Raw genomic sequence first — 18,288 nt, forward strand, 5'->3', positions numbered from 1 at the left:
TTAGTTTGTAAAAGCTACCGATTGAAAAAAATAACTTGTAAAACTAATCTGTAAATTAATCTTACCACAAAGATAGGTAAATAGTTGTTATACAAACAAAAACGTGTTAGCATTTTGTTAGCATTTTGTTAGCATAGCTGAAAAAAGAACTTCGAAAACTTTCGAGGAAAAGTAGCGGGAAAAATAATGTTTTACAAAAATTTTCTAACAATATCGTGAAGTGCTTCGGCACTATTACAGCCTACTTTTTTGATAAACCTATTTTTTGCAACCCTAAAAGAACCACTAGTCATCGTAAGTACTTCGGCACTTTCTTTTGTAGATAATCCTAAAATGATACAGTAAATAATTTGTATTTCTCTATGAGATAAATCTTTCTGCCATTGATGGATATTATATTTTAAATTCGGAAAATCTTTGTCTAATTCTTGAAATAATTTTAATGAAATTTCTGGTTTAGCATTGGTTTGAAGAATATAATTCGATTTTATAAATTTATTTTTTACTGATTTTAATTTTTGTTGTTGTATTTCTAATTTCTTTTGAACCTCATAGAGCTGTTTATAGTAATTTTTTGCCATTTTATCTTTTTTTAATAGATAAAACAACAATAAAATAAGTAGTATCGAGGCTACTATAATCGTGTATAAAAGGTTGGTTTTTAATTGCGTGTTTTTTTCTGTAACACTCGTTTTCTCGAGCATAATTTTACCTAATTGAGACATCATTTTTCGATACAAATCATTATGAAAATATTTTGTACTGTCTCTTACTTTTTCAGAATCGCTTACTACCTTTTTTATCTCTTCCATAGTCATATAATTGCTATAGTTTTTTAATACGTTTTCGTATAAATTTAAGGCATAGGAATAGTTTTTATTATCCGAATATAATTTTGCTGCAGTAAGATAGTGGGCTACAACCACTTCTGGTTGTTCATTTGTATTGTCTTTTACAAAACCTAAAACCTTATTATAGTCTGCCGTAGTCCAATTGTACAAACTATCCTTAAAATAATGTAACTGGGGTAGTAAGGCTATTGCTTTGGGCAAGTTATTTGCTTTGGCGTATGCCATTGCAGCATTTGCACTGCTTTGTACCAAATCTACTGGTCTAAAACCGGAACAGTTTTCGGTAACTACTTTAAATTCTTCGTATGCTTGTATGGCTTCTTTATACGACTTGTTATAAAGGCTTATAGCGATATAATTATTAATAATACCAATTTTTAGAGCTATATGATCTGAAAAACAAAGGTCTTTAAAAATAATTTTTTTGTAATTATTGTAATACTTAAAAGACACCTCTTTGGCTTTGCCAATACCCGCAACTGTAATGAGTTTTTTTAATGAAAACAATAACAACGAATCTTTCTTCGGATATGAAGCGGATAGTTGGGCTGTTATTTCTACTGCTTTTTGGTATGAAACAATACTCTCTGCGTAATTACCTGCTTTATAACTTGTATTTCCATCTTTTAATTGCTGTGTAACAGTGGTAATTTGAGCACTTAAAAGTACAGAGTTTAAACATAATAATAGTCCAAAAATAGGGGATAGCAATTTAATTCTTTTCATTTATGAGTATTTATAAATAAGTATACTTCTTTTCTTTTTTAACAAAAATATTGATTTTTTTTACATTGGCATGAAAAACAATTATTTGTGGCAACTTTTTAAAAAAAATACACCTTTTCGAGAGTACGAAAAGGTGTATTTCAAAAAAATTAAAAAATTTCTTACTTAGAGTATGTATTGCTAGTCGTTTAATTTTAAAACAGCCATAAATGCTTCTTGCGGAATTTCTACATTACCAACCTGGCGCATTCTCTTTTTTCCTTTTTTCTGTTTTTCTAATAATTTACGTTTTCTAGAAATATCTCCACCATAACATTTTGCAGTTACGTCTTTACGCAACGCTTTGGTAGTTTCTCTTGCTATAATTTTAGCACCAATTGCTGCTTGTATAGGAATATCGAACTGTTGTCTTGGTAGTAATTCTTTTAATTTTGCTACAATCTTCTTCCCAATTGCGTAAGCATTGTCTGCATGTAATAAAGCGGAAAGTGCATCTACAGAAGAGCCGTTTAATAAAATATCTACACGAACTAACTTCGATTCTCGCATACCAATTGGCGAATAATCAAAAGAGGCATATCCTTTAGATACTGTTTTTAGGCGATCGTAAAAATCGAATACAATTTCTGCCAAAGGCATATCAAAAGTTAGCTCTACTCGTTCGGTAGTTAGGTAGGTTTGATTGGTAATTTCTCCTCGCTTTTCTATACACAAGCTCATTACCTGCCCAACATAATCTGCCTTTGTAATAATACTAGCTTTAATAAATGGCTCTTCTACCCTATCTAATTTAGACGGTTCTGGTAAATCTGTTGGGTTGTTAAGCATTACTATTTCTGTAGGATTCTTTTTAGTAAACGCATGGTAAGATACGTTTGGAACGGTGGTAATAACCGTCATATTAAACTCACGCTCTAAACGTTCTTGAATAATTTCCATGTGCAGCATGCCTAAAAAACCACATCGAAAACCAAAACCTAAAGCAGCAGAACTTTCTGGTATAAAAACCAACGAGGCATCATTTAACTGAAGTTTTTCCATGGAATAACGCAGTTCTTCGTAATCTTCGGTATCTACAGGATAAATACCAGCAAATACCATTGGCTTTACATCTTCAAAACCGTCTATTATTTCTTGAGTTGGGTTTACAGCATCTGTTATGGTATCTCCAACTTTTACCTCTTTAGCAGTTTTTATTCCAGTAATTAAGTAACCAACATCGCCAGTTTTAACTTCTTTTTTTACAACCTGTTCTAACTTTAAAGTACCTACTTCATCGGCAAAATACTCTTTGTTAGTAGCCATAAATTTTATACGCTGCCCTTTTTTAATAGAACCGTTTAATACCCTAAAATAAGTTTCTATTCCTCGGTAAGAATTGTAAACAGAATCGAAAATTAATGCTTGTAAAGGAGCTTCTGGATTTCCTTTTGGCGCAGGAATCCTTTCGATAATAGCTTTTAAAATAAGATCAACCCCAAAGCCTGTTTTTCCACTAGCGTGAATTACCTCTTCTGGATCACAACCTAATAAATCTACAATATCGTCGGTTACTTCCTCTGGATTTGCAGAGGGTAAATCTACCTTATTTAAAACAGGAATAATCTCTAAATCATTTTCTAGAGCCAAATATAGGTTAGAAATTGTCTGGGCTTGTATACTTTGCGCAGCGTCTACAATTAACAAAGCACCTTCACAGGCTGCAATAGAACGAGACACTTCGTACGAAAAATCTACGTGACCAGGTGTATCAATTAAATTCAAAATAAAAGGTTCTCCGTTGTAAACATAGTCCATTTGAATTGCATGAGACTTAATGGTAATTCCACGTTCTCGTTCTAAATCCATATTATCTAATAACTGATCTTTTTTTTCTCGATCGGTTACAGAACCTGTATAATCTAACAATCTATCTGCTAAAGTACTTTTTCCATGATCGATATGTGCGATAATGCAAAAATTTCTAATGTTCTTCATACGTCGTTTTCTAACTACTTTCAATTAGCAAAGATACGTTATTTACTTACTACTGCAAGCTACTTTTTTTGCATCTAAATGGTAATTATTTATTGATTTTTAGTTAAATATTACTCTTAAATACAATCCGTAGATATTTTAAATCAAAAAGACTTTACAAATTCTGTAAAGTCTTTTTTTATAAAGTATTCTAACCTGTTAGTCCTGCCATTCTGCAATAAACAGGTTGGTATCTCTTGGTTGTTATTTCAGATTGCCTGGCCTGTTAGTCCTGCCATTCTGCAATAAACAAGTTGGTATCTCTTGGTTGTTATTTCAGATTGCCTGGCCTGTTAGTCCTGCCATTCTGCAATAAACAAGTTGGTATCTCTTGGTTGTTATTTCAGATTGCCTGGCCTGTTAGTCCTGCCATTCTGCAATAAACAAGTTGGTATCTCTTGGTTGTTATTTCAGATTGCCTGGCCTGTTAGTCCTGCCATTCTGCAATAAACAAGTTGGTATCTCTTGGTTGTTATTTCAGATTGCCTGGCCTGTTAGTCCTGCCATTCTGCAATAAACAAGTTGGTATCTCTTGGTTGTTATTTCAGATTGCCTGGCCTGTTAGTCCTGCCATTCTGCAATAAACAAGTTGGTATCTCTTGGTTGTTATTTCAGATTGCCTGGCCTGTTAGTCCTGCCATTCTGCAATAAACAAGTTGGTATCTCTACCACCTCCGTTATTTCTATTTGAGGAGAATACAAGTTTTTTACCATCATTAGAAAATACCGGAAAAGCATCGAACGTTTCTCCGTGTGTAACTCTCTTTAAATTTTTACCATCAATATCTATCATATATAAATTAAAAGGGAAGCCTCTTTCGGCCTCAAAATTTGAAGAAAATAGTACTTTTTTTCCTGATGGATGAAAAAACGGACTCCAATTGGCATTTCCTAAATCTGTTAATTGTCGCAATTCCGAACCATCAGCATTACAAATATACAGCTCCATTTCTGTTGGCTCTACTAAACCTTCTGCCAATAAATCTTTGTATGCTTTTATTTCTTCTGGAGTTTTTGGTCTTGAGGAACGAAAAATAATTTTAGAGCCATCTGGCGAGAAAAATGCTCCTCCGTCATAACCCAATTCATTGGTTATTTGTTGTACATCTGTCCCATCAATATTCATTGTGTACAATTCTAAATCGCCACTTCTTGTAGATGTAAACACAATTTTATCGCCTTTAGGAGAAACCGTAGGTTCTGCATCATATCCTTTTTCATGAGTTAATTGCTTTACAATATTGCCCTGCAAATCTGCTACAAAAATGTCGAAACTGTCATAAACTGGCCATATATATTTACCATTTTTACGCAAAGGAACTTCGGGGCAGTTTTCATCTACTAAATGTGTAGAGGCATAAATAATGTGTTTGTTATCTGGTAAAAAATAAGCACATGTGGTTCTTCCTTTACCAGTAGAAATCATAGGAGGTACGCTGTTTTTAAAATCTTCATTGGCATTCATTAAAAACATCTGATCACAACCAACATTCCATTTTTTGTAGTTAGATTGAAATACCAGTTGCTTATCATCAAAACTCCAATATGCCTCTGCATTATCTCCGCCGAAAGTTATCTGTTTGAGACTTTTAAAATGAACTTCCTCTGGGTATATCAATCCATTTTTAGTACTCTTTTTTTCTTCTGATGTCGTATTAGATGTTTTCTTATCATTTTTACAAGCAGTAAAAAAAACTGCAAACACCAATAAATAAACAATTCTCATTTTTCTATTTTATTAATTAACTTCGCAAAAATAATATTTATCATCATGAGAAACCTTGTATTTGTAATCTTTTTATCTTTTCTAGTATCGTGTACATCAGAAAAAAAACCTAAAAATCAAATTAAAGCTGATGTTTCCTTTTTGGCTTCTGACGAATTAGAAGGAAGACAAACAGGTACTGATGGCGAAAAAAAAGCCGCAGAATATATTGCAAAACGTTATAAGAAAATAGGCTTGCAGCCAAAAGGGACCTCAAAATACTTACAGGCGTTTAGTTTTAAACCTAAAACAAATCCGCATGACGAAGTGCAATTTGATGTAAATGGAGATGGAACTATTACCGGAAATAATGTAGTTGGTTTTTTAAACAATAATGCTAAAAATACTATTGTAATTGGCGCTCACTTCGATCATTTAGGCTATGGTGGCGAAGGTTCTTTATATAGAGATACCATTAAAGCGGTTCATAATGGTGCAGATGATAACGCATCTGGTGTAGCGGTAATGTTAAATTTAGCCGAAAAATTGAAAGAAAAAAACACGAATAATAATTATTTATTTATTGCTTTTTCTGGAGAAGAAATGGGTTTGTTGGGATCTAATTATTTTGTTAAAAACCCAACTATAAACACAAAGAATATTTCTTATATGATAAATATGGATATGGTTGGTAGGTTAAAAAAAGATAGTACACTTGCTGTTTATGGTACTGGAACTTCACCAATTTTTAAACAGGTTTTAAAATCTCACAACGAAAAATTTAAGTTAATTGAGCAAGAATCTGGAGTTGGTCCAAGCGACCATACCAGCTTTTATTTAGCAGATATACCTGTTTTACATTTTTTTACTGGGCAGCATGAAGACTACCATAAACCTACAGACGATTCTGAAAAATTAAATTATAAAGGCATGGAAACCATTAGTAATTATATTTATAATATTATTACAGACTTAGATGATAATGGCAAATTGGCTTTTAGAAAAACTAAAAATGAAAGCGAAGAATCTCCACGTTTTAAGGTAGGTTTGGGAGTGATTCCAGATTATATGTTTGATGGAAAAGGAATGCGCATAGATGGGATTTCTGAAGATAAGCCTGCACAAAAAGCAGGTCTTAAAAAAGGAGATATTGTACTTCAATTAGGCGATAGTTTAGTTACAGATATGATGAGTTACATGCGTGCATTATCGGTTTTTGAAAAGGGAAACACTACAAAAGCTGTTGTAAAAAGAGGAAATGAAGAAATTGAAAAAATAATTCAATTTTAAAAAAAACATTATCTTTGATAGAAAACTTAATCATGAAACTATCATTAATTAAACTATTCACAATCAGTTTTATTTCAATATTCATTATTAATTGTACGACTTCAGAAAGCCCTTTAGAGGAACCCGTTAATCCAATTTCAACTTTGGTTACATACAACAAAAATGTAAAAACAATTATTGATAATAATTGTATATCATGTCATATTTCTGGTGGTCAAGCTGGTTTTCTTCCTCTTATAAATTATACCCAAGTAAAAAATTCTGCTGAAAGAGGGAGTTTAATTTCAAGAATGAACAGTATAACTGCTCCAATGCCAAAAAGTGGTCTTTTACCAGCCCAAACAAGGGCTGTAATAGATAAATGGAAAGAAGACGGATTCTTAGAAAAGTAGTCTACTATGAAAAAAGTGATTTTAATATCATTCCTACTTATAAATTTTTCAGTAATCTCACAAACATATTTTACAAGAACAGGTGAAACTAATTTCTCTGCATCAGTAAAAGCTTTTGTACCTGTAGAAGCGATAAATAATAGTACAACTGTATTATTAAAATCATCTTCTGGAGAAATTGCTGCTCAACTTTTTATAACTGCATTTGATTTCAAAATTGCTTTAATGCAAGAGCATTTCAATGAAAATTATATGGATGCAAATAAATATCCTAAATCATTTTTTAAAGGAAAATTAAAAGATTTTAATTTTCCAGAAATCAATAAAAAAACTAGTTACCAACTTTTGGGAACTCTTACAATTAAAGGCATAGAAAAAGATATTTCTACTGTAGCTGATGTTTTTTTCTACAATGGGAAAATCTCACTCACTTCAGAATTTACAATATTACCAAAAGATTTTGAAATTGCAATTCCCAGTATCGTGAGAAAAAAAATAGCCGAAAAAATAAATGTTTCCTTAAATTATGAATTGGTCGAAAAAAAATAAAATAGCTACACTCATATTTATTGTAATTCTAATAACCGGATATTCTTCATATAATTACATTATGAAATCGACAAAAACCACAGAAAATAGCGAAACAGATTTTAGTGGAAATGCTAATGAATTTATAAATAAAGTAAAGGAAAATCCACTTTTATGGACAAATAAAATTATTGTAGTGGAAGGAAATGTAACCCATGCAAACAATAAAAGCTTAACACTTAATAATCTAATTTTCTGTCAATATGAAAAATCAGAAAAAACTGTTCCTCTTAATAAGATAATAAAAATTAAAGGTCGTTTTATTGGTTACGACGACTTAATGGCAGAAGTAAAGTTGGATAAATGTATTTTTCAAAATTAAAATTATGAACAAAAAGAATCTTTTTCTCACAATAGCTGTTTTTTCTGTTTTTATATTAAAAGCACAAGACAAATTATTGGACGAATTAAATGAATTTTCTAATAAAGAAGTAGTCTTTGAACTTCCAGCATTTAAAGCAATGAAAATTGGAAATTTACAATCAACTAAAATTGCCGAAAAAGGAGACCTTTATTTATATGTTTCACACAGATTTGGCTCTGTTAAAGATGGTTTTGAAACACTTTTTGGTTTAGACAATGCAAATACAAATATTCAACTACTTTATAGTTTTTGGGATGGTGTTCAATTTAGTGTAAGTAGAGAATCATTAAGACAAACTTATGCCTCAGCTGTTAAAATTCGACTAATAAAACAGTCAACCAAATTTCCTGTTAATTTAGCTTTTTATGGAACTGCAAATATAAATGCAGAATTAAATGAAGACATATTTCCAAATTTGAAATTTGGTGATAGAATGAGTTATGCTGCACAAATTTTGGCGTCAAAAAGGGTTACTGATAATTTGTCTTTATTAATAGCACCTAGCTATATCAGGCAAAATTTACAAGACTTAAACCTTGTTGGTGCTAGAAATCATAATCAATTTGCAATGGGTTTAGGTGGTCGATATAAGTTGAGTAAGCGTGTGAGTATGAATATGGATTATGCATATAATTTCAATAGAGATGAAAACTCAATTTATAAAAATCCTTTAACAATTGGAATGGATTTAGAAACTGGTGGACATGTTTTTCAGTTACTTTTTTCAAATGCTCAATCTACCAATGAACCTGGATTTTTGAGCCAAGCAGAAGGCGATTGGAATAACGGTGTAATATTCTTTGGATTTAATATTGTAAGAGTTTTTTAAATCTTAATTTCATAAAAATAACTCACTAACATTTATAAAAACTTGCTAAATTGTTTCAATAGGAATTGTTGTACCCGTTTCTTTTGTTTATGGATTTAATCCTTCTTTAAACTTTAACATTCAGCTTCAAACAACAGACGAACATAATTTTTTTAAAGCAATTATGGGTTTATACATAGGATTTTCGATACAATGGACGCTCGGAATTTTCAAGAATAACTATTTAAAATCGGCATTGATTTCCCATATTATTTTTATGTTTGGCCTAGGTTTGGGAAGGGTTTTAAGTTACTTTCTAGATGGCACACCAACTTTCGGATATCAATTTGGCACTTTTGCAGAGTTATTTTTAGGTTTTTACGGACTTTGGGTTTTAAAAAATAAAAACACTAATTTTGCAGAAAAATAAACAATTTTGGTAAAAATAGGCCCTATAGAACTTCCAGATTTTCCGCTATTACTAGCTCCTATGGAAGATGTTTCCGACCCACCTTTTAGAGCATTATGCAAGGAAAACGGTGCGGATGTTGTTTACACCGAATTTATTTCTTCTGAAGGGTTAATTCGTGATGCTGCAAAAAGTGTTATGAAGTTAGATATTTATGAAAAAGAAAGACCTGTGGGCATTCAAATTTTTGGTGCAAATTTAGAGTCTATGCTACAAACAGTAGATATTGTAGAAAAATCAAACCCTGATATTATAGATATTAATTTTGGCTGTCCGGTAAAAAAAGTTGTTTCTAAAGGAGCAGGTGCAGGAATTTTAAAAGATATCGATTTAATGGTTTCTTTAACAGAAGCCATGGTAAAAAGAACAAACTTACCAATAACCGTTAAAACTCGTTTAGGTTGGGATCATGATTCTATAAAAATTGTAGAAGTTGCAGAACGTTTGCAGGATGTTGGTTGTAAAGCCATTTCTATTCATGGTAGAACAAGAGCACAAATGTATAAAGGTGAAGCCGATTGGCACCCAATTGCAGCAGTAAAAAATAACCAAAGAATGCATATTCCTGTCTTCGGAAATGGGGATATTACAACTCCTGAAAAAGCCATGAAAATGAGAGATGAATTTGGTTTAGATGGCGCTATGATTGGTAGAGCTGCTATTGGTTATCCTTGGTTTTTTAATGAAGTAAAGCATTATTTTAAAACTGGCAAACATTTAGATAAACCAACAATTGCAGAGAGAACAGCAGTAGCTAGAAGGCACTTACAAATGGCAATAGATTGGAAAGGAGAACGTTTGGGGGTTGTAGAAACAAGAAGGCATTATACCAATTATTTTAAAGGAATTCCGCATTTTAAAGAATACAGAACTAAAATGGTAACTTCAGACGACCCAAAAGATGTTTTTGATACATTTAATGAAGTTGTAAATACTTTTGGAAATATGATTATTCCTCAAATTTAATTTTTCCCACTATAATGGTATTTATACTAGCTAGCGTATAGTTGCTATTTTTCTATAAATTCTTTTGTAATTCGACTGCTGGCAATTTTTGCTGCTATAAAGCCCAATATTGTAAGCGTAAAAATAACAACTACAAAATTTATAAAACGGAATTCTACTGGATATGCCAATTCTGGAACAATCATAAAAAATGCAAACTGTTGTTGAAGGAAAACTAATAATACACCCAAAAATACGCCTACACACATTCCAAAAAATGTAAGTAAAAATCCCTGAAAAACAAATATTTTTTTCAGCTCTGTAACAGTAAGTCCTAAATTATAAAGTGTCTTTAAGTTATCTTTTTTGTCTATTATCATCATAATAATAGCTCCTATTACATTAAATAAAGCGATAATTACAATGAGTGTAAAAATTAAATAAGAAACAACGTTTTCTGTATTTATAACTTTGTAGAAAACCTCATTTAGCTGCTCTTTTGTTTGTATCTTAAAGTTAATACCCAACTTTTCGGTTAGTTTATTTACCACGGTTGGTGCCTCTAAATAATTATGCACACTTATTTCGATGCCCGTTACTTCATTCTCTTTGTAATCTAATAATTTTCTGGCATCTTGTATCTCTGTAAAAACAAATTTACTTGCAAATTCTTCTGTACCAGAATATACTCCTACTATTTGAACTTCTATTTTTCGAAAGGGATTTCTAGGGTTTATAAAACCTTTTCCTGCCTTAGGAACCATAATTTTTAAAGGGGTTCCAAAATTTAAAGTTCCTAATGATAATTTATTAGATATTTGACCACCAATAACTGCTGTATTTTTAAAATCTGTTTGCAACCAACTGCCTTGCTCTAAAGAACTGTCTATTGCTGTAATAAGTGGATAATTATTTTGAACTCCTTTTATGTAACTAATTTCATTTTTAGAATTGTATTCTAAAAAAACTCGTTCTTCAATTACATGTGAAGCTGCTTTAATTTCTGGTAAGCTTAAAATTAATTGCTGAATACTATCGGTTACAAGAAAAGATTTTCCTTTAACTGCTGTTATTTTCACATCAGGGTCGGAGACTTCTAACAAACTGTAACTAAAAGTTCGCAAACCAGAAAAACCAGAGAGAATAATAAATAAAGCTAATGAACTAACTATTACGCCAAAAGAGGCTATCATAGTAATAATATTAACAGCATTATTACTGGTTTTTGTAAATAAGTATCTTTTGGCTATGTAAAAAGGAAAACTCAAATGCTTATTTTTTGACTCACATTAAAAATACTATTATCGTTTTACTTAAAATTGGTATATTATTATTTTTTTTGCCTTTTTGGTAATACTTCTGGGTTTTTTATAGGATTTGCATCTTCTCCTTTTAAAGATTTGTCAATTTCTTCTATATAATCTAAAGTATCATCACCAAAAAACAATAATTCTGGCATTCTTCTTAGCTGATTACGCGTTCTTTTTGCCATTTCATGTCTAATTAACGGCGTATTAGAAACTACTCCTTTTATAATTTCTTCTCTTTTTTCTGATGGAAAAATACTCAAATAAACTTTTGCAACGCCCAAATCTGCAGTAACATGAACCTTAGAAACAGAGATAATTACTCCTTTCATACCGTCTTGTGCAGCTTTTTGCAAAACATCTACCAAATCTTTTTGTAAAACACCTGCTATTTTACGCTGTCTGTTTGTTTCTTCCATAATGCAAATTTACACATTTTTTATGGAGTATAAATCTTATTTTTTATCGCATACATTACCATACCAACCCGGTTTTTTACATTCAACTTTGTAAACAAAACATCTCGATATCCATCAATAGTTTTCGGACTTAAACACATTTTATCGGCAATTTCTTTGTAGGTTAATTCAGAACATGACAAACGCATAAATTTTATTTCTCTGTCTTTAAAAACAATTTCATTATTGTTTTCTCCTGAAACAGATTTCATAAGTAAGTTTGTTACATTTTTAGTATGATAAAAACCATTTTCTACAATTTCTGTTAATGCTTTTTCTAATACATGCTTTTCTGTATCTTTTAAAAGGTATCCGATAGCACCCACTTTTAGCATTTTTAAAATGGTAGTATCTTCATCTTCTACAGAAAGTGCCATTACATTTACAGTTTCATGGTTCTCGGTAATCCAACTAGTTGTTTCAATACCGTTCATTATAGGCATATTGATATCCATCAGTACCAAATCTGGAACATTTTTAGGAGATGCCGAAAACTTATCTATCACTTCTTGACCGTTTTTACAAGTATATAAAACTTTAAATTTCGGAAAAGTGTTTACCATACCTGCTATTGCTTGAGATAATAAGGTATGATCGTCTACAATTACTACAGAATATTTAATCATAATTTGTATGTTATATTTAGCGAGGTTCCTTGGTTTAATTCCGACTTAAAAATAGCCTTTGCACCAATTAACTTTGCTCTCGTTTTAATGTTTTCTATTCCAATACCAGAATTCTTATTATTTACAGGGATAAAGCCGATACCATCATCTGAAACAGTTATGTCTAATACATTTTTATCAAATAATACTTTTATATCGAGCTTTTTAGCTTTGGAATGTTTTATTGTATTCGAAAAAAATTCTTGCAAAATTCTAAAAATAATAATGCTAGATTTTTTATTAATCTTTTGTTTTTCACCAGAAACTTGCAATGAAGCTTTTAAAAAATTCATTCTATTAAAGCGGTCAATTTCTAACTCAATGGCTTCCATTAAATCGATGTTTTTTATTGCCTCTGGGTTTATTAATTTAGATAAAGAACGAACTTCTGTAAGACCTTTTGTAATAGTTTCTGATACTTCATGTAGGTTGTTTGGCGTAGCATTTTGTAACTGAATTTTTGCCAATGTTAAAAGCTGCCCAATATTATCGTGTAATTCCCAACTAATGTTTCTTAATGTTTCTTCTCTAATTTCTATTTGAGTTTCTGCAATTTCTTTTTCAAATTTTTTCTTATCCTCTTTTTTTTGTTGAAGTAAGAGGTTTTTTCTTTTTTGAAAAACACTAAATAAAATGATTAGAGCTATAGTAATAAAAATTATGATTAATGTTGCTGATAAAGCAACTAATGCCTCTGTTTTGTACTCCATAATAAACCGCTAATAAAACAAATTTGAACTAAAATTAAAATTACATCGTGTAAGATTATCAAAGATTCACTCTCTGACCGTGAGGCAATTGTAATAATAAAAAACACCGTGTAGTAAGGTATTGTGGTTAAATAATACATTAAAAAACTGACGGTAATCCAGAATGGTAACTCTTTGTTAAAACGAATTATTTTTTCTGATTTTAAAAGTTCTGTCAAAAATAAAATCATAAATGAACTTACTACCACTGCACCAATTAACACCGTATAATTTTGAAGCTCTGTATAAAAAAAACTAGTAATATAGATACTGTTAAAAACTACTAATAGTGTTTTAATCCAAGAATGAGAAAAAGACTCTCTAGTTAATTTATAATAAATAAGCCCTACAATATTGTACTCAAAAAATGTATAAATATTGTAAGCTTCGGTAGAAGAAAATCTATAAATTTTTGCAATCTCACCGAAGCTTTCAATTATGAGCGCTACAAAAAGATAGGCTATAAAATAACGATAATATGATGCTTTAAACTTCTTATAATATATAATTGCTACTACAAAAGCTATAAATTCTAAAACATAACTAAGGTTATTTAAATGCACCATAATTATTCGTATTAAAACGGAGGTCTCATTTGTGCTCTATTAGCACCTGAACTTTCTAAGTCGTCTTGCATATTAAAAAGAGGTAAAAAAGAAGCTCTATTTACCATTTTAGAGTTTTTACTACTAAATTTGTCTAAAAATTTAGTAAATGGTATGGGCTGTTTTACACCAGAATATAACGGTTCATAAGCAACATTTAAAGAGTCTCCAATATTTGTTGTAGGCATTAAAATTAATGTTTGTCTTCCATTGGTTTCTTTATCTGAATAGTCTTTCGGGTAAGCAGCAGAAAAAATACGTATTCCTGTAAGTGGAATTTGCTTATCTTCAGATAATTTCTCTAGGTATGCAATGTATTGCTTTAACTGTGCTAAATCGAAAAAATTAGAAACTGTTTCGATGTCGTCTTCAATACCACTAAAATTTTTACGGTAAGCGTCTAAAACAGGCTTTTGACCAACATCATATTGATGAAACATAGCTGCCATCTCTTTGTATGTTATGGCAATTGCTGGTCTTGTATTGTTTTCTTTTAATACAACAGAGGTTGATTTTTCTTGAGTAGTTTCAGTTTTACAACTAAAACATAAAATAAGAGATACTATACATAAAATTATGTAATTGCTTGTTACTTTCATAAAAAACATATTAGGGTTAATAAACAACAAATTACAATTTTTTACAATATAGTTGTATAATAAGCAAAAAATATTTAAAATATATTGATTATCAGAAAGTTACTATAAATCAATTTATTAAAATACAGGATTTTTCCTGAATTAAAGAGAGTAAAACACTTGCAAATTATTGTACATAAATTTACAATTTTGTACAAAGAAAAAGTTACTGGGAAAATTGTTTTAAGAAATAAAAAAAACCTCAAAACTTGATTGTTTTGAGGTTTTAAAATTTATTTTACATACTAGATTAATCTGCTAAAATAATGGCTTTATTATCATTCAACTCTAAAGTTCCGGAATTAATGGCCAATGTTAACACTTTGTCATCATCTGCATGTGCAGTCAGTTTTCCGTGCAAATCATCTAAAACTAAATGATCTTGGGTGTGAATATGTATTTTTATTTCACCTTCTTTAAGAATAGAAACTATAGGAGCGTGATTGTTTAATATTTGAAACTCTCCGTCTGTTCCAGGTGCCGAAAATAAATCAACTTCCGAGGAAAATAAAATAGCTTCTGGTGTTACAATTTCTAAATACATCTATAATTATTTTTGTAGCTTTTACACTTAATTAGTTTTGCTGTATTTGTTAAACAACAAATAAGCGGTTTATGCTTCAGACAACATTTTCTCTCCTGCGTCTATAGCGTCTTGAATAGAACCTCTTAAGTTAAAAGCAGCTTCTGGATACTTATCTAACTCTCCATCCATAATCATATTAAATCCTTTAATAGTGTCTTTAATATCTACTAAAACTCCTGGAATACCCGTAAATTGTTCTGCAACGTGAAACGGTTGAGATAAGAAACGTTGTACACGTCTAGCTCTATGTACTACTAATTTATCTTCTTCAGATAATTCTTCCATTCCTAAAATGGCAATAATATCTTGTAACTCTTTATATCTCTGTAAAATTTCTTTTACTCTTTGTGCACAATTATAATGCTCGTCTCCTAAAATATCTGCTGTTAAAATTCTTGAAGTAGAATCTAATGGATCTACTGCTGGATAAATACCTAATTCTGCAATTTTACGAGATAATACGGTAGTAGCATCTAGGTGAGCAAAGGTAGTTGCTGGTGCTGGATCTGTTAAATCATCTGCAGGTACATAAACGGCCTGAACCGATGTAATAGAACCTTTTTTAGTAGAGGTAATACGCTCTTGCATAGCCCCCATTTCGGTAGCTAAAGTAGGTTGATAACCTACTGCAGATGGCATACGTCCTAAAAGTGCAGATACCTCAGAACCGGCTTGTGTAAAACGGAATATGTTGTCTACAAAGAAAAGTACATCTTTTCCTTGACCATCTCCAGCGCCATCTCTAAAATATTCTGCTATTGTTAAACCAGATAAAGCAACTCGAGCACGTGCTCCTGGTGGCTCATTCATTTGACCGAAAACAAAAGTTGCCTTAGAATCTCTCATACCAGGTTTATCTACTTTAGATAAATCCCATCCTCCTTCTTCCATAGAATGCATAAAATCGTCTCCGTATTTTATAATTCCAGATTCTAACATTTCTCTAAGCAAATCGTTTCCTTCACGAGTTCTTTCACCTACTCCTGCAAATACAGATAAACCTCCGTGACCTTTCGCAATATTGTTAATTAATTCCTGAATTAATACCGTTTTACCTACTCCAGCTCCACCGAACAAACCAATTTTACCTCCTTTTGCATACGGTTCAATTAAATCGATTACTTTAATACCTGTAAATAAAACTTCGGTAGAAACAGATAAATCTTCAAATTTAGGTGCAGCACGATGAATTGACAATCCGTCTTTTCCTTCTTTTGGCAAATTACCTAAACCATCAATAGCTTCTCCTGTTACGTTAAATAAACGTCCGTAAATATCATTTCCAATTGGCATTTGAATAGGATTTCCGGTTGCGGTTACCTCTACGCCTCTGCTTAAACCATCAGTTGCATCCATAGAAATGGTTCTAACGGTATCTTCTCCAATATGTTGTTGAACCTCTAATACTAAAATTGATCCATCTGCTTTTTTAATTTCTAATGAATCATAAATTTTAGGTAACTCACTATTTTCAGTATTGAATTCAACGTCAATAACTGGGCCAATAATTTGAGAAACTTTTCCTTTGGTTGTAGACATCTGTATCTAATTATAATTTAAATTTATATGTAAGAGACGTTACATCTCATTTTCAGGGTGCAAAGATAATTCTTTTGATTGAAAATAAAAAAGTTTTTTAAACTAAAACGAAACTGTTTAAAATAGAGAAGCCTCACCAAAAATGGTGAGGCTTCAAAAGTTATAGTTTAAAAGTTATTAGTTTGTAACTTTAACTTCTACTCTTCTGTTTTGTGCTCTTCCTGCTCTAGTTTTGTTAGAAGCAACTGGGCTTTCTATTCCATAACCCTTTGCAGTTAATCTAGAAGCATCGATTCCGTTTTTAATTAAGTAATCTCTAACAGCATTTGCTCTCTTGTCAGATAATCTTAAGTTTAACGCCTTGCTACCAGTGTTATCAGTGTAACCTCTAATTGCAAACTCAGCTCTTGGATATTCTTTCATTAAAGAAATCATTCCATCTAATTGCTTAGTAATTCCTGCTTTGAAAGAAGCTCTACCAGTGTTAAATAAGATTGCTTTTGCAAAAGTATCTATACCTATTTTAGCTTTCATAGAAATTACTTCTGGACAACCATTTTCAGATGCAACACCAGCTACATTAACACACTTGTCATCTTTGTCTAAGATTCCATCTCCATCGGTATCTGGCCAAGGACATCCTCCGTTAGCAACAGCACCTGCTTCAGTAGGACACTTGTCGTTTTTGTTTACAACTCCATCTCCGTCTGTATCAGGACATCCTTTATTTGCTTTAGTTCCTTTTTCAGAAGGACACATATCATCTTTGTCAGCTACACCATCTCCGTCAGAATCAGGACAACCGTTCATTGCTGCTAAACCTGGAGTGTTTACACATGCATCGTCAGAATCTTTTACACCATCTCCGTCTGCATCAGGACAACCGTTAAAGTCTTTTAAACCTGCAACTTCTGGACAAGCATCATCTTTGTCATACACACCGTCTCCGTCTGTGTCTTTTCCTCCAAATCTAATTACTAAACCTAAGGTAGTTTGGTAGTGAGATCTTACCTCATCAGCAAAACCTTTTTTTGTTCCTGTTTGAAAGTTTAAACCTAGGTTTTCGTTAAACCAAGTGTTGAAACCAACACCACCATTTAACATTCCTTCTCCTTGAGAATCAATAGAAGTGTAACCACCTCCTAAATATACATAAGGATCAAACCAACCAGTCTCACCTATTAAAGTATTTAAGTCATACTTTACAATAGCGTCTACAGACCAGTATAGCAAATCTGAATCGTCTTCTGTTACTAAAGTTTGGATCTTATTTAAAGCTCCAGCTACTTGTAAAGAAAAACCTTTGTTTAAGTATTTTTCTCCTGTAATTCTAGAAATAGAAGGTAAAGCGTTCCAATCAGAATTACCTAACAAGTCTTTCACTTGCGTTCCAAAATCATTACTGCCGTAGATATCTACAACATTTGCCCCAAAACCGATAGCCCAAGGGTTGTTTTCATCTTGTGCATTTACGGTACCAATTGTTGCCAACGTAAACAAAGCTATCACAGCTAATTTTAAATGTTTCATTATCAAATTTTTAAATTAAAAGTTCGTTATTATAATACGCAAAAGTAAGTTCTTAAA

At 31.5% G+C, this 18,288-nt stretch carries 19 protein-coding genes; 7 read left to right on the plus strand and 12 right to left on the minus strand.

Features of this window, described 5'->3' with window-relative positions:
- Positions 1 to 191: 191 nt before the first annotated feature.
- From WHD54_RS05865 to WHD54_RS05875, 3 genes are all read right to left on the minus strand, one after another.
- A complete protein-coding gene (locus WHD54_RS05865; protein WP_088323916.1) occupies positions 192 to 1,577 on the minus strand; it encodes a helix-turn-helix transcriptional regulator in 1,386 nt (461 codons plus the stop codon).
- A 180-nt stretch (positions 1,578 to 1,757) separates the two neighbouring features.
- A complete protein-coding gene (lepA, locus tag WHD54_RS05870; RefSeq protein ID WP_088323915.1) occupies positions 1,758 to 3,554 on the minus strand; it encodes a translation elongation factor 4 in 1,797 nt (598 codons plus the stop codon).
- A gap of 667 nt (positions 3,555 to 4,221) precedes the next feature.
- Positions 4,222 to 5,319, minus strand: coding sequence for a TolB family protein (locus WHD54_RS05875; protein WP_088324336.1), 1,098 nt, complete (start codon positions 5,317 to 5,319; stop codon positions 4,222 to 4,224).
- 45 nt (positions 5,320 to 5,364) lie between these two features.
- Between WHD54_RS05875 and WHD54_RS05880 the strand changes: the two genes are divergently transcribed.
- The 7 genes from WHD54_RS05880 (at position 5,365) to dusB (ending at position 10,175) form a co-directional block, all read left to right on the plus strand.
- Complete coding sequence (locus tag WHD54_RS05880) at positions 5,365 to 6,588, plus strand: M20/M25/M40 family metallo-hydrolase (protein ID WP_088324335.1); 1,224 nt, start codon at positions 5,365 to 5,367, stop codon at positions 6,586 to 6,588.
- Positions 6,589 to 6,620: 32 nt separating this feature from the next.
- Complete coding sequence (locus tag WHD54_RS05885; protein WP_088324334.1) at positions 6,621 to 6,980, plus strand: hypothetical protein; 360 nt, start codon at positions 6,621 to 6,623, stop codon at positions 6,978 to 6,980.
- 6 nt (positions 6,981 to 6,986) lie between these two features.
- Positions 6,987 to 7,529, plus strand: coding sequence for a YceI family protein (locus tag WHD54_RS05890; RefSeq protein ID WP_088324333.1), 543 nt, complete (start codon positions 6,987 to 6,989; stop codon positions 7,527 to 7,529).
- 61 nt (positions 7,530 to 7,590) lie between these two features.
- Complete coding sequence (locus WHD54_RS05895) at positions 7,591 to 7,890, plus strand: hypothetical protein (RefSeq protein WP_340766446.1); 300 nt, start codon at positions 7,591 to 7,593, stop codon at positions 7,888 to 7,890.
- A 4-nt stretch (positions 7,891 to 7,894) separates the two neighbouring features.
- Positions 7,895 to 8,761 carry a DUF5777 family beta-barrel protein gene (locus WHD54_RS05900; protein WP_088324331.1) on the plus strand — a complete coding sequence of 289 codons (867 nt, stop codon included), beginning with the start codon at positions 7,895 to 7,897 and terminating at the stop codon, positions 8,759 to 8,761.
- Between the two features lie 64 nt (positions 8,762 to 8,825).
- Positions 8,826 to 9,170 (plus strand): DUF4345 domain-containing protein, encoded by a 345-nt coding sequence (locus tag WHD54_RS05905; RefSeq protein ID WP_262502731.1) that lies wholly within the window; start codon positions 8,826 to 8,828, stop codon positions 9,168 to 9,170.
- 6 nt (positions 9,171 to 9,176) lie between these two features.
- Positions 9,177 to 10,175 (plus strand): tRNA dihydrouridine synthase DusB, encoded by a 999-nt coding sequence (gene dusB / locus WHD54_RS05910; protein WP_088324329.1) that lies wholly within the window; start codon positions 9,177 to 9,179, stop codon positions 10,173 to 10,175.
- A 44-nt stretch (positions 10,176 to 10,219) separates the two neighbouring features.
- On the opposite strand, the gene WHD54_RS05915 is transcribed toward dusB, so the two are convergent.
- The 9 genes from WHD54_RS05915 to WHD54_RS05955 all read right to left on the minus strand — a co-directional run bounded on the left by WHD54_RS05915 (position 10,220) and on the right by WHD54_RS05955 (position 18,231).
- Positions 10,220 to 11,422 (minus strand): ABC transporter permease, encoded by a 1,203-nt coding sequence (locus WHD54_RS05915; RefSeq protein ID WP_088324328.1) that lies wholly within the window; start codon positions 11,420 to 11,422, stop codon positions 10,220 to 10,222.
- Positions 11,423 to 11,484: 62 nt separating this feature from the next.
- Entirely contained in the window at positions 11,485 to 11,880 is a 396-nt protein-coding gene (gene rbfA, locus WHD54_RS05920; RefSeq protein WP_088324327.1) for a 30S ribosome-binding factor RbfA, read from the minus strand.
- 20 nt (positions 11,881 to 11,900) lie between these two features.
- Entirely contained in the window at positions 11,901 to 12,545 is a 645-nt protein-coding gene (locus WHD54_RS05925) for a response regulator transcription factor (protein ID WP_088324326.1), read from the minus strand.
- Positions 12,542 to 13,294, minus strand: a complete 753-nt coding sequence (locus tag WHD54_RS05930; protein WP_088324325.1) for a sensor histidine kinase — start codon at positions 13,292 to 13,294, stop codon at positions 12,542 to 12,544. Before WHD54_RS05930 ends, WHD54_RS05925 begins: the two co-directional genes overlap by 4 nt.
- A complete protein-coding gene (locus WHD54_RS05935) occupies positions 13,270 to 13,899 on the minus strand; it encodes a hypothetical protein (RefSeq protein WP_088324324.1) in 630 nt (209 codons plus the stop codon). Before WHD54_RS05935 ends, WHD54_RS05930 begins: the two co-directional genes overlap by 25 nt.
- A gap of 11 nt (positions 13,900 to 13,910) precedes the next feature.
- Entirely contained in the window at positions 13,911 to 14,537 is a 627-nt protein-coding gene (locus tag WHD54_RS05940; protein ID WP_143744265.1) for a hypothetical protein, read from the minus strand.
- A 289-nt stretch (positions 14,538 to 14,826) separates the two neighbouring features.
- Positions 14,827 to 15,120: a F0F1 ATP synthase subunit epsilon gene (locus WHD54_RS05945; RefSeq protein ID WP_088324322.1), complete on the minus strand. Its 294-nt coding sequence runs from the start codon at positions 15,118 to 15,120 to the stop codon at positions 14,827 to 14,829.
- Between the two features lie 69 nt (positions 15,121 to 15,189).
- Positions 15,190 to 16,701 carry a F0F1 ATP synthase subunit beta gene (gene atpD, locus WHD54_RS05950; protein WP_088324321.1) on the minus strand — a complete coding sequence of 504 codons (1,512 nt, stop codon included), beginning with the start codon at positions 16,699 to 16,701 and terminating at the stop codon, positions 15,190 to 15,192.
- Between the two features lie 177 nt (positions 16,702 to 16,878).
- Positions 16,879 to 18,231, minus strand: a complete 1,353-nt coding sequence (locus tag WHD54_RS05955) for an OmpA family protein (RefSeq protein ID WP_088324320.1) — start codon at positions 18,229 to 18,231, stop codon at positions 16,879 to 16,881.
- Positions 18,232 to 18,288: the final 57 nt, after the last annotated feature.

Source organism: Polaribacter tangerinus (genome assembly GCF_038024095.1).
Classification (GTDB): domain Bacteria; phylum Bacteroidota; class Bacteroidia; order Flavobacteriales; family Flavobacteriaceae; genus Polaribacter; species Polaribacter tangerinus.

Bases quoted from the DNA above. Each gene is read 5' to 3' on its own strand.
- WHD54_RS05865 (WP_088323916.1), bottom strand. From the start codon at position 1,577: ATGAAAAGAATTAAATTGCTATCCCCTATTTTTGGACTATTATTATGT.
- lepA (WP_088323915.1), bottom strand. From the start codon at position 3,554: ATGAAGAACATTAGAAATTTTTGCATTATCGCACATATCGATCATGGA.
- WHD54_RS05875 (WP_088324336.1), bottom strand. From the start codon at position 5,319: ATGAGAATTGTTTATTTATTGGTGTTTGCAGTTTTTTTTACTGCTTGT.
- WHD54_RS05880 (WP_088324335.1), top strand. From the start codon at position 5,365: ATGAGAAACCTTGTATTTGTAATCTTTTTATCTTTTCTAGTATCGTGT.
- WHD54_RS05885 (WP_088324334.1), top strand. From the start codon at position 6,621: ATGAAACTATCATTAATTAAACTATTCACAATCAGTTTTATTTCAATA.
- WHD54_RS05890 (WP_088324333.1), top strand. From the start codon at position 6,987: ATGAAAAAAGTGATTTTAATATCATTCCTACTTATAAATTTTTCAGTA.
- WHD54_RS05895 (WP_340766446.1), top strand. From the start codon at position 7,591: ATGAAATCGACAAAAACCACAGAAAATAGCGAAACAGATTTTAGTGGA.
- WHD54_RS05900 (WP_088324331.1), top strand. From the start codon at position 7,895: ATGAACAAAAAGAATCTTTTTCTCACAATAGCTGTTTTTTCTGTTTTT.
- rbfA (WP_088324327.1), bottom strand. From the start codon at position 11,880: ATGGAAGAAACAAACAGACAGCGTAAAATAGCAGGTGTTTTACAAAAA.
- WHD54_RS05925 (WP_088324326.1), bottom strand. From the start codon at position 12,545: ATGATTAAATATTCTGTAGTAATTGTAGACGATCATACCTTATTATCT.
- WHD54_RS05930 (WP_088324325.1), bottom strand. From the start codon at position 13,294: ATGGAGTACAAAACAGAGGCATTAGTTGCTTTATCAGCAACATTAATC.
- WHD54_RS05935 (WP_088324324.1), bottom strand. From the start codon at position 13,899: ATGGTGCATTTAAATAACCTTAGTTATGTTTTAGAATTTATAGCTTTT.
- WHD54_RS05940 (WP_143744265.1), bottom strand. From the start codon at position 14,537: ATGAAAGTAACAAGCAATTACATAATTTTATGTATAGTATCTCTTATT.
- WHD54_RS05945 (WP_088324322.1), bottom strand. From the start codon at position 15,120: ATGTATTTAGAAATTGTAACACCAGAAGCTATTTTATTTTCCTCGGAA.
- atpD (WP_088324321.1), bottom strand. From the start codon at position 16,701: ATGTCTACAACCAAAGGAAAAGTTTCTCAAATTATTGGCCCAGTTATT.
- WHD54_RS05955 (WP_088324320.1), bottom strand. From the start codon at position 18,231: ATGAAACATTTAAAATTAGCTGTGATAGCTTTGTTTACGTTGGCAACA.